15 protein-coding genes are annotated in these 17,468 nt (G+C 61.2%); 9 read left to right on the top strand and 6 right to left on the bottom strand.

Annotated elements, in window-relative coordinates:
• From WDZ78_RS19795 to WDZ78_RS19755, 9 genes are all read left to right on the top strand, one after another.
• Complete coding sequence (locus tag WDZ78_RS19795) at positions 1-1,725, top strand: ABC transporter ATP-binding protein (protein ID WP_425673980.1); 1,725 nt, start codon at positions 1-3, stop codon at positions 1,723-1,725.
• 43 nt (positions 1,726-1,768) lie between these two features.
• On the top strand, positions 1,769-2,956 hold the full coding sequence (locus tag WDZ78_RS19790; RefSeq protein ID WP_003505685.1) for a galactarate dehydratase: 1,188 nt from the start codon (positions 1,769-1,771) through the stop codon (positions 2,954-2,956).
• On the top strand, positions 2,943-3,809 hold the full coding sequence (locus WDZ78_RS19785; RefSeq protein ID WP_425673979.1) for an aldose 1-epimerase: 867 nt from the start codon (positions 2,943-2,945) through the stop codon (positions 3,807-3,809). Before WDZ78_RS19790 ends, WDZ78_RS19785 begins: the two co-directional genes overlap by 14 nt.
• Before the next feature lie 136 nt (positions 3,810-3,945).
• Positions 3,946-4,746 (top strand): FadR/GntR family transcriptional regulator, encoded by an 801-nt coding sequence (locus WDZ78_RS19780; RefSeq protein WP_425673978.1) that lies wholly within the window; start codon positions 3,946-3,948, stop codon positions 4,744-4,746.
• 78 nt (positions 4,747-4,824) lie between these two features.
• Positions 4,825-6,333: an ABC transporter substrate-binding protein gene (locus tag WDZ78_RS19775; protein ID WP_111798339.1), complete on the top strand. Its 1,509-nt coding sequence runs from the start codon at positions 4,825-4,827 to the stop codon at positions 6,331-6,333.
• A gap of 65 nt (positions 6,334-6,398) precedes the next feature.
• Entirely contained in the window at positions 6,399-7,346 is a 948-nt protein-coding gene (locus tag WDZ78_RS19770; RefSeq protein WP_080867393.1) for an ABC transporter permease, read from the top strand.
• Positions 7,347-7,357: 11 nt separating this feature from the next.
• Positions 7,358-8,230, top strand: a complete 873-nt coding sequence (locus WDZ78_RS19765) for an ABC transporter permease (RefSeq protein ID WP_003505690.1) — start codon at positions 7,358-7,360, stop codon at positions 8,228-8,230.
• Between the two features lie 21 nt (positions 8,231-8,251).
• Positions 8,252-10,036: a gamma-glutamyltransferase family protein gene (locus tag WDZ78_RS19760; RefSeq protein ID WP_425673977.1), complete on the top strand. Its 1,785-nt coding sequence runs from the start codon at positions 8,252-8,254 to the stop codon at positions 10,034-10,036.
• Positions 10,037-10,040: 4 nt separating this feature from the next.
• Positions 10,041-11,852 (top strand): ABC transporter ATP-binding protein, encoded by a 1,812-nt coding sequence (locus WDZ78_RS19755; protein ID WP_425673976.1) that lies wholly within the window; start codon positions 10,041-10,043, stop codon positions 11,850-11,852.
• Between the two features lie 40 nt (positions 11,853-11,892).
• Here WDZ78_RS19755 and WDZ78_RS19750 read toward each other — a convergent pair whose 3' ends face one another.
• From WDZ78_RS19750 to WDZ78_RS19725, 6 genes are read right to left on the bottom strand one after another with little or no spacing between them, the layout of a single operon-like run.
• Positions 11,893-12,702 (bottom strand): inositol monophosphatase family protein, encoded by an 810-nt coding sequence (locus WDZ78_RS19750; protein ID WP_425673975.1) that lies wholly within the window; start codon positions 12,700-12,702, stop codon positions 11,893-11,895.
• Positions 12,699-13,535 (bottom strand): glycerophosphodiester phosphodiesterase, encoded by an 837-nt coding sequence (locus WDZ78_RS19745; RefSeq protein ID WP_425673974.1) that lies wholly within the window; start codon positions 13,533-13,535, stop codon positions 12,699-12,701. The genes WDZ78_RS19750 and WDZ78_RS19745 overlap by 4 nt, the downstream gene beginning before the upstream one ends.
• 1 nt (position 13,536) lies before the next feature.
• The gene (locus WDZ78_RS19740; RefSeq protein ID WP_425673973.1) at positions 13,537-14,571 is read right to left on the bottom strand and encodes an ABC transporter ATP-binding protein; all 1,035 of its coding nucleotides are present in this window, start codon (positions 14,569-14,571) and stop codon (positions 13,537-13,539) included.
• A 9-nt stretch (positions 14,572-14,580) separates the two neighbouring features.
• Positions 14,581-15,405: an ABC transporter permease gene (locus WDZ78_RS19735; protein WP_020810974.1), complete on the bottom strand. Its 825-nt coding sequence runs from the start codon at positions 15,403-15,405 to the stop codon at positions 14,581-14,583.
• Position 15,406: 1 nt separating this feature from the next.
• Entirely contained in the window at positions 15,407-16,291 is an 885-nt protein-coding gene (locus WDZ78_RS19730; protein ID WP_425673972.1) for an ABC transporter permease, read from the bottom strand.
• Positions 16,288-17,439 (bottom strand): extracellular solute-binding protein, encoded by a 1,152-nt coding sequence (locus WDZ78_RS19725; protein WP_425673971.1) that lies wholly within the window; start codon positions 17,437-17,439, stop codon positions 16,288-16,290. Before WDZ78_RS19725 ends, WDZ78_RS19730 begins: the two co-directional genes overlap by 4 nt.
• Positions 17,440-17,468 lie beyond the last annotated feature (29 nt).

Raw genomic sequence — 17,468 nt, 5'->3', positions numbered from 1 at the left:
ATGAGCGACATCCTCTCCATGAAGCCCGCCAGGCCGCTGCTTGAAGTTCGCAATCTCGTGACCGAATTTCCGATCAGAAACGGCGTCTTCCGGGCGGTCAACGACCTGTCTTTTTCCATCGATCCCGGCAAGACCCTCTGCGTTGTCGGCGAAAGCGGCTCCGGCAAATCCGTCACTGCCCGTTCGATCCTGCAGATCATCGACAGCCCCGGCCGCATCGCGTCCGGGTCGATCATCCTCAACCGCGCCGATGGGACGTCGCTCGATCTGGCAAAACTTGATCCGCGCAGCCGGGCCATCCGCTCGGTGCGAGGCGCTGATATCGCGATGATTTTTCAGGAGCCGATGTCGTCGCTGTCGCCCGTGCACACCGTGGGTGATCAGATCACCGAGGTCCTGCGTCTGCATCTGAAAATGAGCAAGGCACAGGCGCGGGCCGAGGCCATCGAGCTGCTGCGGCAGGTGGAAATTCCCAATCCCGAAAAGGCGCTGGATCGCTATGCTTTCCAGTATTCGGGCGGTATGCGCCAGCGTGCGATGATCGCCATGGCGCTGGCCTGCAAACCGCAACTGTTGATCGCCGACGAACCGACGACGGCGCTTGACGTCACCACACAGGCCGAAATCCTCGACCTGATATCGCGGCTGCAAAAGGCGCACGGCATGGCGGTGCTGTTCATCACCCATGACATGGGCGTGGTGGCGCAGATCGCCGATGACGTGCTGGTCATGCATCACGGCGTCGCCAAGGAATATGGCGCTGTCGAACAGATATTCCACAGCCCGCAGGACCCCTATACCCGCATGCTGATCGGCTCCGTTTTGAAGCTTGAGCAGAAGGCGGAAATCCGGCTTGCGCGGCCTCCGCTCGATCTAACGGCTGCGCCGGTGCTCGAAGTGAACGACCTTTCCATGCACTTCGGTGAAATGAAGGCGCTGGATGGTGTGTCGATCAAGCTTCTGCCGGGCGAGACGCTTGGCATCGTCGGCGAAAGCGGCTCCGGCAAGACCACGATGGGCCGTTCTATCATGCGTCTATACGATCCGACCGGCGGCGAAATGCGTTATCGCCGGGCGGATGGCACAGTCGTCGATCTGGCCAAGATCGAAGGTGCCGAACTGAAGGCCGCGCGGCGTGAATTGCGCATGGTTTTCCAGGATCCTTTCGGCTCGCTCAATCCGCGCATGACGGTGGCGCAGGTCATCGGCGAACCGTTGCTGGTCAACGGCATTGCCAGGGGCAGGGAACTGGATGAACGCGTCTGCGCCCTGATGGAGCAGGTGGGTCTCGATCCTGCCGGGCGCGAACGTTACCCGCACGCCTTTTCCGGCGGCCAGCGCCAGCGCATCGGGATTGCCCGCGCCATCACCCTGAAACCGCGCATCATCGTTGCGGATGAGGCGACATCGGCGCTTGATGTTTCGGTGCGGTTCCAGGTGCTGGATCTGCTGATGCGTCTGCAGGACGAGCTTGGTCTCGCCTACATCTTCATCAGCCACGACATCGGCGTAATCAGATACATGTGCGACCGTGTCGGGGTGATGTATCGCGGCAAGCTTGTCGAGGTGGGAGACGCCGAAAAGGTCTGCAACGCGCCCGACCATCCCTATACGCAGGCGCTTCTTTCCGCCATTCCGCGCCCGGACCCGCGGGACCGCGACCGCACCCGCAGGTTCCGCTACGTCGAACCGCCCGAGATCAAAAACGGGATCGCCGCCCGATAGTGTTGCGCCCGTTGCGCGCTGCAATTTATGAGGAAGACTAAGCATGAAAATCGATCGCATGCGGGTATTCGTCACCCGCGACAAGGACCGCCCCCGCGTCATCGTCGCTCTCGATACGGATGACGGTTTGACCGGCTGGGGCGAATGTTACAATCACGGCCCCGATCTCGCCTTGCCGCCGGTGCTGGACTACCTCTACGGTTTCCTCGCCGGGCAGGACCCGACACGGGTTGAATATCTCTACAATCTCCTTCTCCAGCAGAACCGCTTTCCGCCTGGCGCGCTTGGTCTGTCTGCGATTTCGGCGCTTGATCATTGCCTGTGGGACCTTGCCGCCAAGGCGGCGGGCGTGCCTGTTTACAAGCTGCTGGGCGGCGAAGTGCGCGACCGCATCAAGGTCTATGCCGGCGTCTACACGGCGCCGGATGCGCCGGCGGCAAAGGAAGAGTTCGACCGCCTCAACGAAGGCTGGGGCTTCACGGCCTTCAAGCTCAGCCCGTGGCGCGTCGATATTCACGCCCATCGCTGGGGGGAGGTGGTGCGCAGTTCGGCGGACTATTTCCGCTCGCTTCGCGAGACCGTGCGGTCTGACTACGACATCGCCTTTGACGCCCATGCCAAGATTTTCGAACCCGCCGCCGCCCGCCAGCTTGGCAATGCGCTCGCCCCCTACGATCCGCTGTTCTTCGAGGAGCCTTTGCGTCCCGAAAACATCGAGATGTGGGGAGACTTGAAACAGGGGCTGAACTGCACTCTGGCAACAGGTGAAAGTCTCTATAATCGCAACGAGTTCCTGCGGCTTCTTCAGGTGAAGGGTGCAGACATCATTCAGCCTGACATCTGCGTCGTCGGCGGCATTTCCGAAATGCGCCGTATCGCCACGCTTGCGGAAGCCCATTTCGTCAGCATTGCGCCGCATAACCCGATGGGGCCGCTCGCCACCGCCGTCAACGTGCATTTCTCCGCCGCCCAGCAGAATTTCCGCATTCTCGAATACCGGCTGCCGAAAGGGCAATGCTACGTCTATGGCGGCACCGATCTTGAAAAACGCGAGGATGAAACCCGCTATGTCGTCGACCCCTATCTGCCGAAGGACGGATATCTGGAACTGAGGCCGGATCGTCCCGGCTGGGGGGTGGAAATGGATGAAAAAGCCATGCAGGAAGACGGTTACATTCACTGGCAGAGACGGGTGCCGAAACGGCCTGACGGCTCCTATGCCTTTGCCTGAAACGATCGCGATTGCCTGCGGGCGGCTCTCTGCCCGCCTGCGTCCCGCATGGGGCGGCAGGATGACCCATCTGCACCACGCGGACTACGGTGATATTCTGGCGCCAGCAACCGGGGAGGATTTCCAGCCGTTCAACTGGCCGCGCGCCGGCGCCTATCCGCTGTTTCCTTACCACAATAGGCTCTATGGCGGCTCCTTCGTTCATGCGGGCATCCGCCATGATCTCCTGCCGCATCCGGCCCTTGCACCTGATGCCATGCATGGGCCTGCGCACCGGCGAGCTTGGGAGATTTCCGGCCTGTCTTCAGATCGGGCGGGGCTGATACTCCACTATGAGGCTGACGGGGAATGGCCGTTTTCCTTCCGCGCTGAACAGTCTTTTCTGCTTGAAGACGCCGGCCTCACCGTGGACCTGTCGATCACCAATCTGGCGGATGCGCCTGCGCCGATGGCGCTGGGCTGGCATCCCTATCTGGCTGCAGGATTTGGCTGCAACGCGCGAACGAATGCAAGGAAGGAATATCCGCTGGATCCGCAGAACGTGCCGACCGGCCAGCCCGCAACCCCTCGCCACACAGCAGCCATTCCCGCAGCGACAGGATACACGCTGCACTACACAGACTGGTCAAATGCGCATGTCGAATTCGGCAGGTTTTCACTGCTGATCGAGGCCGATCCCGTTTTCGGTCATCTGGCTATGCACCGCATGGACAGCTATCTTTGCCTCGAGCCCGTTTCCATGGCCGCCGGAGCGCTCGGCTTGCCGGAGGCGCAGCGGGAAGCGCTGGGCGTCAGGATCGTAGCACCCGGCGAACATCTATCGGGGCGCATCAGGCTTTCCATCGGGCCTTAAAGAGAGCAGGGCGCGCGCGAACGCTATGCCCCTGCGTCCTATCTCCGCAGTCAAAAAAACGCCACATGCCCATATTTTGAGCGTCAAAAATTGTCGCTCAAAAATGCGCTTGACGTCGGCGAAAATTTCTCACCAAATGAACCAATGTAAGATTGGTTCAAGCAAATGGTGCGGTGTGGCGGCAGGCCCTAACGACAATTCCAACTACGCGCTGGCGCGGTTGCGTGAATATATTCAGGCGAATCATCTCGTCAGGGATGGCCGCCTGCCGACGGAACGGGCCTTTGCGGAGACTTTTAACGTCGGCCGCCGGTCGATCCGCCGCGCGCTGGAGGTTCTGGAAGCCGAAGGTCTTATCTGGCGGCGGCAGGGGGCGGGAACCTTTGTGGGTGAAAAACCTGATGATTGGTCCGCCCAGGTCACGGAATTGGTCGCCGGTACGGATTTCATGGAAATCATGGAGGTGCGCCTGCGCATCGAACCGCAGCTGGCGCAGCTAGCGGCGATGCGCGCCAAGCCGGCCGAGGTGGAGCGCATGCGTGCGCTGGTGGAAAAGACCGGTCAGAGCACGGATGCCGATGCCAAGGAATTGTGGGACGGCTCGCTACATCGGCAGATCGCCCAGAGCGCCGGCAACAAGCTGTTTCTCTCGATTTTCGATGTCATCAATCGTGTCCGCCAGGATGACGCCTGGCAGTCGATACGGGAACTCGCCCGACGCAGCGGAACAAATGTGAGGGCGTCTTTCGAACAGCACATGGCCATTGTCGACGCCATCGCCGACCGTGATCCGGCGCGCGCCGGTGAAGCCATGCGCCAGCATCTTCTCATGCATCAGGAAAGGCTGATCCGCGCCACCTCCCTCGGCTTTCTGGAGGAGGAAACCGGGGAGGGCACTGCCGCCGAAGCCGATAATTCGCTGACCGAGGCTTCTTAAGGCGGCTGATGAAAACTGTCGCCCCGTCAGGGGCGGCCAATGACAAAAAGTCAAAATAACCAGACCAGAGGAACGAACATGAAGAAAATCCAGACATTGACTGCTGCGCTGTTGGCAAGCGCATTCCTGACCACGCCGGCGTTATCCTCCGAATTGCGTATCGGCCTGAACGACGACGCCGATGTGCTTGACCCCGCACAGTCGCGCACCTTTGTCGGTCGTATCGTTTACACCGCCATGTGCGACAAGCTGGTGGATATCTCGCAGGACATGAAGATCGTGCCCCAGCTTGCCACCGAATGGGCCTGGTCCGAAGGCGGCAAGGTGCTGACCATGAAAATCCGCGATGGCGTGAAGTTCCACGATGGTGAAACACTGGACGCGGCGGCCGTCGTGGCCACCATCGAGCGCAACATGACGCTGCCGGAATCCCGCCGCAAGAGCGAGCTTTCGTCGGTCGAGAAGGTTGAGGCGACAGGGCCGCTGGAAGTCAAGTTCACGCTGAAGACGCCTGATGTCACCCTGCTCGCGCAGCTTTCCGACCGCGCCGGCATGATCGTCGCGCCGAAAGCGGCCAAGGAACTTGGTGCGAATTTCGGCTCCAAGCCGGTCTGCGCCGGGCCGTTCAAATTCGTCGAGCGCATCCAGCAGGATCGCATCGTGCTGGAGAAGTTCGCGGACTACTGGGACAAGGACAAGGTCCTCGTTGATAAGATCGTCTATCTGCCGATCCCCGACACCACCGTGAAGCTCGCGAACCTTCGCGCAGGCGACCTCGATATCGCCGAGCGTATCTCGGCCTCCGATGCGGAATCCGTCAGGAATGACCCCAAACTGACCTATGCCGACGTCATCGGACCGGGTTACATGGCCATGTATGTCAACATGAACAATGGTGCGCGTGCGGATAATCCGCTCGGCAAGGACAAGCGCCTGCGTCAGGCGTTCTCCTATGCTATCGACCGCGAGGCCATCGGCCAGATCGTCTTCGAAGGGACGTCAAAGGGCGGCAATCAGGCTTTCCCGCCAACGAGCCCCTGGTTCAACCAGAACCTGCCGGTGCCGCCGCGCGATATCGACAAGGCCAAGCAGCTGATGAAGGAGGCGGGTTACGAGACGCTCGATGTCGAGCTTCAGCACGCCAACAACACCACGCAGACGCAGATGATGCAGGTCATCCAGTCCATGGTGGCCGAGGCCGGTTTCAACGTCACCCTGAAGGCGACCGAGTTTGCCACGCTCCTGTCCGAGCAGACCGCCGGCAATTACCAGCTCAGCCGTTCCGACTGGTCAGGACGTATCGATCCCGATGGCAACCTGCACCAGTTCGTCACCTGCAAGGGCGGCATCAACGATGTGAAATATTGCAATCCTGAAGTCGACAAGCTGTTGAACGAGGCCCGCGCTTCAACAGAAGATGCGGTCCGCAAGGAAAAATACGATGCCGCAAGCGTCATCCTCAACGATGATATGCCGATCATCTATCTCGGCCACCAGCCCTACGCCTACGCCATTTCCAACAAGGTCAAGGGCTGGGCGCCGTCGCCTGACGGTATGATCCGCCTTCTCGGCGTTTCCAAGGACTGACCGTTTCGCATGGGCCGCACGGCTTGCCGTGCGGCCCCAGACCGGACCCAAACGGGGGCAATGCCATGCCTGTTTACATCGGCAAGCGACTGCTGGTCGCGATCCCGACGCTTCTCATCATTTCAATCTTCGTTTTCTCGCTGCAGAAACTGCTGCCGGGCGATCCGGTTCTCGCCATGGCGGGCGAGGAGCGCGATCCCGCGACGATCGAATTCCTGCGCGAGAAATATCGCCTCAACGATCCCGTGCCGCTGCAATATATCAACTGGCTTGGCGGCGTGGTGACCGGCGATTTCGGTATTTCGCTGCGGTCCAACCAGCCGGTGCTGGAACTGATCGGCCAGAAGCTGCCGGTTACCATTCAGCTGGCTGTCATGGCGATGTTCTTCGCCATGGTGATCGGCATCCCCATCGGCATTCTGGCCGCCGTCAAGAAGAATACCTGGATCGACTACACCGCCAATATCGTTGCGCTTTCCGGCCTGTCGATCCCGAATTTCTGGCTCGGCATCATGCTGATCCTGCTGGTCTCGGTAAAACTCGGCTGGCTGCCGGCATCCGGTTATGAATCGATCTTCGTGGACCCTGTCCGTTCCATCGAAACGATGATCATGCCAGCCTTCGTGCTGGGCAATGCGCTTGCGGCAACGCTGATGCGGCACACGAGGTCTGCGATGGTTGCAGTCTTGAGTTCGGACTATATCCGGACCGCCCGCGCCAAGGGGCTTTCGCCGCGCGAGATCGTCCTGTCGCACAGTTTCCGCAATGCGCTTCTTCCCGTCATCACGCTGCTGGCGCTGCTCTTCGGGGAGCTGCTGGCCGGTGCGGTTCTGACGGAGCAGATATTCACCATTCCTGGTTTCGGCAAGATGACGGTCGATGCGGTTTTCACCCGTGACTATGCCGTCGTGCAGGGCATCGTTTTATGCACCGCCGTCGGTTTCATCCTCATGAACCTGCTGGCCGACATTGCCTATGTCCTGCTTAACCCCCGCCTCAGGGCGACGATCTGAGGCCTGATATCATGACCGTTCTCGATCAAAATCTATCCGTACCGGCGACACGGCAGGAAAGCCGTGCCTGGAAAAAAATGAAGCGCAACAAATCGGCGCTTGTCGGCATGATTATCGTGCTGTTCTTCGCCGTGCTTGCCATCGCCGCGCCGATCCTGCCGATTGCCGATCCGGTTGCGACCAGCTGGTCGGCGATCCGCAAGGCGCCGTCTGCCGCCCACTGGCTCGGCACTGACGATCTCGGCCGTGATATTCTCTCGCGTATGATCTATGGCGCGCGCGCCTCGCTGATGGCCGGCGTCGTCTCGGTGATGATCGCGGTGGTGATCGGCGTGCCCTTCGGCCTGATATCAGGTTATTTCGGCGGCTGGGTGGATATGGTGATATCCCGCATCACCGAAGCGCTGCTCGCCATGCCCTTCCTCATCATGGCGATTGCACTGGCAGCCTTTCTCGGCCCGAGCCTCACCAATGCGATGATCGCCATTGGTCTTTCCGCCATGCCGATCTTCGTGCGGCTGACGCGCGGGCAGGTGCTGGCCGTCAAGATGGAGGACTATGTCGAGGGCGCGAGGTCCATCGGCCTCAACCACATCGACATCATGACGCGTTACATCCTGCCGAATGTCTTTGCCCCCATCATCGTGCAGGCGACACTGACGGTGGCGACCGCCATCATTGCGGAGGCGAGCCTTTCATTCCTCGGCCTTGGCCAGCAGGCGCCGGCGCCATCCTGGGGTTCGATGCTGAATACCGCGAAGAATTTCCTCAGCCAGGCGCCGTGGATGACGATGTGGCCCGGCATCGCCATCTTCCTCGTCGTCATCGGTTTCAATCTTCTCGGCGACGGCCTGCGCGACGCGCTCGATCCGCGCGAAGCATGATTTTTTACAAGGAATATCGGAATGAATGAATTCACCACACGCCCTGAAATCCTTGGCACCTTCGGCGTCGTCACCTCGACGCACTGGATCGCATCGGCCGTTGGCATGGCGATCCTCGAAAAGGGCGGCAATGCTTTTGATGCCGCCGTGGCCACCGGTTTCGTCCTGCAGATTGTCGAACCGCATCTGTGCGGTCCCGGCGGGGATATGCCGGCCGTGTTTTACTCGAAGCAGAAGGACAAGGTGGAAGTCATCTGCGCACAGGGCCCGGCCCCGAGCGGCGCCACGATTGAACATTACACTTCGGAAGGCCTGAAGCTGATCCCCGGCGACGGGCTGCTCGCAACCGTCATTCCCGGCGCCTTCGACGGCTGGATGCTGATGCTGCGCGACTATGGCACGATGAGCGTGCGCGAGGTGCTGGAGCCCGCAATCTATTATGCCGAGCACGGGCATCCGACGTTGCCGCGTGTCTCCGCCACCATCAAGGGCCTGGCCGATTTCTTCGAGAAGGAATGGCCGACATCCCATGAGACGTGGTTGCCGGGCGGCGCGGCGCCCGAACCTCACGCCAGTTTTCGCAACCCGGTTCTCGCCGCCACCTATCAGCGGATCGTCACCGAATCCGAAGCGCGCTCAGGCCGCGAAAACCAGATCGAGGCGGCGCGCGATGCCTTCTATCGGGGTTTCGTAGCGGAAGCCATCGACAGCTACGTAAAGACCGCAGAGGTGATGGATGCCAGCGGCGCAAGGCACAAGGGCGTGCTGACGGCGCAGGATATGGCGGACTGGAGCGCGACCGTCGAAGCGCCGCAGACGTTCGACTATCAAGACTGGACGATTGCCAAGACGCCCGCATGGGGGCAGGGTCCGGTTCTCTTGCAATCGCTTGCGCTGCTGAAGGGCTTCGACATTGGGAGCATGGACCCGTCCGGCCCCGATTTTATCCACACCATCGTCGAAGCCATGAAGCTCGCTTATGCCGACCGCGAAGTCTACTACGGCGATCCGGAATTCGGCCAAATCCCGACGGAATATCTTCTCTCGGAAAATTACAATGCCGGACGCCGCGCGCTGATCGGCAGCGAGGCGTCGCTGGAGCTGCGTCCGGGCACCGTGCCGGGTTACCAAAAGCAGGTGGATGCCACCATGGCCATGCTGGCCGAAATGAGCGGCACCGGCACCGTCTACGAGCCGACCATGTCGCATCTGACGGAAAAGCGCGGGGACACGGTGCATATCGACGTCATCGACCGCTGGGGCAACATGGTTTCCACCACGCCTTCGGGCGGCTGGCTGCAATCCTCGCCCATCGTGCCGGGTCTCGGTTTTGCGCTCAATTCCCGCGCCCAGATGTTCTGGCTGAAGGAGGGGCTGCCCACCTCGCTTGCGCCGGGCAAGCGCCCGCGCACGACGCTGACGCCCTCGCTTGCCCTGCATCAGGGACGTCCCGCCATGGTCTTCGGCACGCCGGGCGGCGACCAGCAGGATCAGTGGCAACTACCCTTCTTCCTGCGTTATGCCCATCACGGCAAGAACCTGCAGGCGGCGATAGATATGCCGCTGTTCCACACCGCGCATTTTCCGGGCTCGTTTTATCCGCGCACCAGCTCGCCGGGGGAAATCACCGTGGAAAGCACCGTGGGTGAAGCGACCTTGCAGGAGCTTCGCCGTCGCGGACACCGCGTCACGGTTGCCGATGCATGGTCCGTCGGGCGGCTCACCGCCGCGCGGCGGGATGCGGACGGCCTCTTGCGCGCCGCCGCAACACCGCGGCTGATGCAGGCCTATGCGGTGGGGCGTTGACACCATGGAAACAAAACCCGTCCTGTCCGTCCGTAACCTGACGACCTCCTTTCTCGTTGATGACAAATGGAAAAGTGTGGTGCGCAATGTGTCCTTCGATGTCGCGCCCGGTGAAACCGTCGCGATTGTCGGCGAATCCGGTTCCGGCAAGTCGGTCACGTCGCTATCTCTGATGCGCCTGCTTGCCCCGGCCTCCAGCCGGATAGAAGGGGAAGTCCTGCTCAACGGACGCAATCTGCTGGCGCTTTCCGAAAAGGACATGCGCGGCGTGCGCGGCAACGATATCTCGATGATCTTTCAGGAGCCGATGACCTCGCTCAATCCGATCTTCACCATCGGCCGCCAGATTTCCGAAGTCCTCATCCGCCACAAGGGGCTTTCGAAGCAGGAGGCGCGGGCGGAGACGGTGCGGCTTCTGGAGAAGGTCCGCATTCCCAACGCCTCCGGTCGTTTTGACGAATATCCGCATCAGTTTTCGGGCGGCATGCGCCAGCGTGTGATGATTGCCATGGCGCTCGCCTCGCGGCCGAAACTGCTGATCGCCGACGAGCCGACGACGGCGCTCGACGTTACCATTCAGGGCCAGATCCTCGATCTCATCAAGCTGCTGCAGGAAGAGGAGGGCATGTCGGTGCTCTTCATCACCCATGACATGGGTGTGGTGGCCGAAATCGCTGACCGCACGATCGTGATGTATCGCGGCGATGAAGTCGAGACCGGGCCGACGGAGGACATATTCCGGCGCGGCAAACATCCCTATACGCGGGCGCTGCTTTCGGCGGTGCCGAAGCTCGGTTCTATGCGTAACCGGCAATGGCCGACGCGTTTTCCGGTTCTCGACATGAAAACCGGCCTTTCGACCGAGCCGGAGGAGGTGGCCGAGACGGTTGCAAGCGGCCAGACGCCGGTTCTGTCGGTCAAGAACCTTGTGACGCGCTTTCCCATCCGCTCCGGCCTGCTGGCGCGCCAGACGGGTGCGGTTCACGCCGTCGAGAACGTTTCCTTCGATCTGTTTCAAGGAGAAACGCTGTCGCTGGTGGGTGAATCCGGTTGCGGAAAATCCACCACCGGCCGCTCGATCATGCGCCTCGTGGAGCCGTCGTCCGGCGATGTGTCCCTCGACGGTTACGATGTGATGCGGCTCGATAACGTCGGCCTGCGCAACATGCGCAAATCGGTGCAGATGATCTTTCAGGACCCGTTCTCGTCGCTCAATCCGCGCATGACGGTGGGCACGGCAATTTCCGAGCCCTTCATCAAGCACAGGCTGGGCAGCGCCAAGCAGGCCAAGGAAAAGACTGCCGATCTTCTCGAAAAGGTCGGCCTGTCCGCCGATATGGCCAGCCGCTACCCGCACGAGTTTTCGGGTGGTCAGCGCCAGCGCATCGCGATTGCCCGGGCACTGGCCCTCGATCCGAAGGTCATCGTTGCCGATGAAAGCGTCTCGGCGCTCGATGTTTCGATCAAGGCGCAGGTCTGCAACCTGCTGCTCGACCTGCAGCAGAGCCTCAACCTCGCCTTCCTGTTCATCAGCCATGACATGGCTGTCGTGGAGCGTGTCAGCCATCGTGTCGCGGTGATGTATCTCGGCGAGATCGTGGAGATCGGCCCGCGCGCCGCCGTCTTCGACAACCCGCAGCATCCCTATACGAAAAAGCTCATGGCCGCCGTTCCGGTGCCGGATCCGGCAAGGCGCGGGATAAGGCGCGGCATATCCAATGACGAGCTGAAGAGCCCGATACGGGCAATGGGATATGAAACGCCGACGCGAAACTACAGGACCGTATCGCCCGGCCACATGGTGCAGATAGCCTGAGACGATTACGGCAGCGCGGAATGTTTCGACGAAGAAACCGTTATAAGGGGTTCTTGGGCGAAACGCCGCGCAGATGCTCCATCAGATAGGCATGGGTCGCGGCATTGGCGACGATCAGCGTTCCGGTCTTCTCATAGAATTCCGGTCCGCGACCCCACCAGTCGGTCACAATGCCGCCGGCCTCCTGAACAAGGAGAATGCCGGCCGCCGTGTCGACGAATCCCGTCTCCTCGTAATAACCGGTAAGCCGTCCGCAGGCGACGTAAGCACAGGAATTGGCGGCGCTGCCGACAACACGAACCGCGCCGATCGGCGCGCGAATGGCGTCAAGGCGCTGATAGGCGCCGGGATAAAGCTGGAGATTGGGCGTGGGCAGGCCGGTGCCGACACACATGAGCGCGACATCCGTGCTGGCATTGACCCGCAGGCGCTCGCCATTGAGATAGGCGCCGTCTCCCTTGATCGTGGTGAACATCTCGTCGGAAACGGGATTATAGACCAGCCCGCAGATCGTTTCATTGCCGCGGCGAAGCGCGATGGTGATGGTGTAGTGCTGGCCGAAGAGGAAATTGGTGGTGCCGTCGATCGGGTCGACCAGCCAGCGGTGATCCTGATCCGCCCCTTCGACGGGTGCGAATTCCTCACCCGTCAGTCCCCAGGGATATTGTCCGAGCAGGCGCTCACGGATCAGCGTCTCGGAATCCCGGTCCGCATCCGAAACGAAATCCCCCGGTCCCTTGACGCCGATCTCGATGTCGCGGAAGCGCCTGAAATGGTCGAGCGTCAATGCGCCGGCTTCGCGGGCGGTGGCGACCATATGGTCGAGGATGGTGCTGTAATTGACTGTCATCGGCTGAAAACCTCGGCGAGCCCTTCCGGATCATCGGTGGTGATCTGGTCCACCTTAAGCCCCAGGAGGCGTTTCACCTGTTCGATGGATTGCGGTGTGACGCTGTTGATCGTCCAGGCGTCGACCCGGCGGCCGGCGGCATGGATCGGGGCGATGATATCGACACCGGCATCCTCGGCGGCAAGCACGATCTCGTAGTCGAGATAGATCATCCCGGCATCGGGCGCGGTGGCAAGGGCGTCTTCGATGAAACCCAGGTAGTTTCCGCTTGTCTTCAGGTCTGCAAGTGTGCCGTGATCGCAGGGATCATATCCGGTGCGAAGTCCCGGCGCTGAGCCGGCCAGCATGGCGATGGCGTCGAAATCGCCGCCGGACAGGATCACCGAGCTTGCTATGGGCGAAACGCTTGTTCGGAAACCGGCGACCACCTGCGGGGTAAGCGCCTGCAGGTCCTCCTTGAAATCGAGCTGCAACAGCGCGTCGCGATGCACGGTCTCGCAGGCGAGCAGGGCGCAGAGGTCTTCGAGCAGCATCACCTTCGAAGCGATCGGCTGGCCGCCATTGTCGCGCAGGTGAAGCTGACGCAGCGCAGCGGCGGATGTGTCGCGCACTCGGCCGGTGCCTGTGGTTTCCCGTTCCAGCGTCCGGTCATGCAAAACGGCGCAGCCGTGATCGGCATGAATGACCAGATCGACCTCGATGCTCGCACCAAGGCGCATCGCCTCGACGATGCGCTCGCCGGTAAAGACCGGATCGCTGGCGTTTCGGCGGGCGCGATGCCATTTGAGCCAGGTCCTGTGGCCGTCGCGTTCGATAAGGATCGGCTGGTTCATGTCAGCTCCGGTAGATTGGGCGGTTGTCGCGATAGGCCGTGACGGCACGGGGCGAAATTTGCACGCCCTGTCCCGTCCGGAACATATCCGGATGAGCGACCATGGATTTGATCCTTGTACCATCGGCGAGATCAAGGTCGACAAGGCCGTGGGTGCCATAATCCGTCACCCGGTGTACGTGCGCTTCCGGCGTTTCGGAAATCGTCAGATCGATGGCTTCCGGGCGGACGGCGAGAATGGCCGGACCATCGGCGACGGGAAGCGGAAGGGTGAAATCCGCGCGCATGAAGTTTCCGTCTGAGACCGCGCCCTCTATCAGGTTCATGGTGCCGATGAAGCCGGCGACGAAAGGGGTCTGCGGTTCGCGGTAGATGATATTCGGCCGATCGATCTGTTCGGTCTTGCCATTCGCCATCACGACGATGCGGTCGGCCATGGAAAGGGCCTCATCCTGACCGTGGGTGACGAACAGCGTGGTGATACCGAGGCGCTGCTGGATATCGCGCACTTCCTCCCGCAACCGCTCGCGCAGATGCTGGTCGAGGCTGGCGAAGGGTTCGTCAAGCAAGAGGATTTTCGGTTCGAGAACCAGCGAGCGGGCAAGCGCCACGCGCTGCTGCTGGCCACCGGAGAGCTGGCTGGTGGCGCGCTCGCCATAACCGGAAAGCCCGACGAGTTCGAGCACGGCCTCCACTTTCTCTTTGATCACGGCAGCCGGCATGTGCCGCAGCTTGAGGCCGAAAGCGAGGTTTTTGAAGACATTCATATGGCTCCACAGCGCATGGCTCTGAAATACCATGCCGGTTGGCCGTCGCTCCGGCGGCAGATGGGTCACATCTTCGCCATCGATGGTGATCTGCCCGCCCGTCGGCTGCTCGAAACCGCCGACCATGCGCAGCAGCGTCGACTTGCCCGAACCGGAGGGGCCGAGAAGGCAGACGAGTTCGCCATCGGCGACATCGAGCGAGAAACTGTCGACTGCCTTGGTGCCGCCGGAAAAGGTTTTCGAGACCTCGCGGATGTGAAGTACGGACATGATGATTTCCTAACCGCCGAAACCGCGGGCGAATGCACCGCCACCGATGACGCGGCGGGCGAACATGAGGGCAATGAAGGACGGCACCCAGAGCAGCACGGACAGAACCGCGCCATACTGGATGACCATCTGGTTGTTGATGTAGCTGATCATCAGAACCGGCATCGTGCGGATGCCGGGCGCCCCGATGAGCCACGCGCCTTCGGTTTCATAAAAAGTGCCGACGAAGCTGAGCAAAACGGCGGCTGCAATGGTCGGTCCCGCCTGCGGCAGGGTAATCGACCAGAAGACCCGGAGCGGACTGGCGCCGACATCACGGGCAGCCTCTTCCATGCGCCGGTCGACGGCCTGGAATGCCGCCACGGGAATCCAGATCATGAACATCAGCGTTCCGACGAGCTGGATCAGAACGACGCCCCAGAAGGTGCCGATAAGGTTGAGCTGCAGGAAAATGGCGGCAATCGCTACCAGAAGCCCGAATTTCGGGAAGGCGTGGCCGGCGAGGAAGGAGAAGAAGAGGAGGTTGCGGCCGGGAAAGCTCATACGCGCAAAGGCATAGGCGGCGGGAAGGCAGATCATCGCCGAAAGCAGCGTCACCACCGTTGTCAGCCGCAGGCTCAGCATCAGGGCGTTCCACACGTCGGCGCGCCCCAGCGTCTGGCCCCAGAAGCGGAAACCGAACTGCTGGGGAATGACGTTGGGAAAACGCCAGACCTCGGTAAATGCCCAGGTTCCGACAACAAGCAGCGGCCCGACGATGGCGATGGTGAGAAGGGTGGCGAAAAAGATGCCGGGCCAGTCCATGCGCGTTCGCGCCGGCGTAAGGGTCGTCATGTCATTTCCCCTGGTTGCGTGCGACCGAACGCACGTAAAAGAGGCCGAATGCGATGCAGAAACCGAAAGCGATGACGGCCTGGGTCATGGCGCCGATGGGGTCCTGCACTTCGCGCAGCGTGCGCTGCATGAAGGGGCCGAGCATTTCGGGAGAGGCCGGGCCCAGGAGATAGGGCAGGGTGAAGGAAGAAAAAATGCCAAGCACCGAAAAGGAAAGCGCCACGAGAATGGAATTGGAAATGCGTGGCAGGATGATGTGCCAGAAGACCTGCAGCGCGTTTGCGCCCACATCCCGCGCCGCCTCCACCGACTGGTTGGCGACGCTGCCGAGGCCTGCAAGCAGGATGAGCACGGTCAGCGGAATATTGTCCCAGACAAGACCGATGACCGGCCCCCATGGCGTGAGATAGGGCGTGCGGATTTTCGGCAGGCCGACCGCATTGAGCAAGATGTCCACCATGCCGTTCGGCCCGAGAACGCGGATGAAGGCGAAGGCGAGGATGATGGAGGGCACGAACATCGGGAAGATGGCAAGCGCCTGCACATAGGCCGAAAGACGACCACGCGAAAAGCGAAGGTAAAGCGCGATCGGCAGGCAGATGACCAGCAGGAGGATGGCGCAGACCATCGTCGTCCACAATGTCACGGCAAGATTGTCGAGGCTGTAGCGATCTGAGAAGAAGAAGGCGTAGCTCGAAAGGTCGAAACTCGTTTCACCATTGGCGCCAGTGCGCCACACGGTGCGGCCGATGGCATTGATGGCAGGCCAGATAACAAGCCAGATCATCAGGAACACGGGAATGGCGACGAGCAGGAGGCCGATGGGCCTCCTGCCTGCCGTATTGTCAATGAGCGGGCGAACCGCTCCTGCTCCGACCTCGGTCACGATTTGCGGTTAACGTTGGGAGCGACGTTGCGATACCAGCCATCATTGATGGCGGTTTCCCATTTGCCGGCCGGGAAGGTCGGAATGGTCTGCGGAATGATGTCGGCGAAACGCTTGCGCAGGTCTGCCGACACATGGTCCCAGGAAACGCCGGGGAAGCCGCCCAGCTCGTTGAGGATCGCGCCCTGAATTTCTTCGGACAGCACAAAATTGGCGAGCTTCAGGGCAGCATCACGATTGGCGCCGTTGGCAAGCACCACGGCGCGCGAGAAATCACCGCAGAGCGCCAGATCCTGAAGCTGGACGAGGCCGGTTTCCTTCGGCAGAACGCCCTGATCGATGGCCTTCAGCACCTGATCGGACCAGACGGGGGTCATGGTGACGACGCCCTGCGAAAGAAGCTGCAGCGACTGCGTGTTGCCGGAGGAGTATGCGCCCTTGTCATAGAGCGACGGGGCGATATCGGTCAGCAGCGCCCATGCCTTGCCCAGAGCCTTGTCACCGGCTTCCTGGGTGTAATTGTCGACCGTGAAGGCCTTGGGATCGAGACCGTTGGCCTGATGGATGGCGCGGCGGACGAAGTTGCCACCGGAGCCGCCCTTGTCGGGACGGTTATAAACGAACTGGCCGGGATTTGCCTTGATCCACTTGACGAGTTCATCCCAGGTCTTCGGTGCATCCGCCGGCTTGAGCTTGCTGGTGTCATAGGCGAGCAGAACCTGGCTGCCGCGATAGGGCAGGCTGTATTCGCTGCGGATGGCAAGCGGGTTGACGCGCGAATAATTGGAAAGGCCGGATTTCGCCATATTCACGTAGATGCCGGCATCGATGGCGCCGGTGGGAAGCAGCGGATCGGCCGTTTCGAAATAATCGGCCTGCGGATCGGTGCCCGTCTGCTTTGCTGCGATGGCGCGCTCGCCGATGGCCATGATGCCGGCGCTGTCGCCGGCATCGACGAGGTTGAGCTTCAGGCCGGGATTGGCGGCTTCAAAAGCGGGCTTGATCGTATTGGACCAGAAATCGAGGATATTCGTATCCGAACTGGTGTACCAGTCGATCGTGCCCGGAGCAGCGAAGCTCATGCGCGGTGCAAGGGCGAGGCCGGCGGCGGCGCCTGCGGCGGACATCATAAAGGTGCGGCGTTTCATCTATGTCTCCGATGTTTTCGGCGCGAGTG

It is taken from the genome of Agrobacterium sp. M50-1, from assembly GCF_049843495.1.
Taxonomy (GTDB): Bacteria; Pseudomonadota; Alphaproteobacteria; order Rhizobiales; family Rhizobiaceae; genus Agrobacterium; species Agrobacterium radiobacter.
Note: the sequence above shows the minus strand (reverse complement) of the source record. Positions and strands in the feature narration are given on the sequence as shown.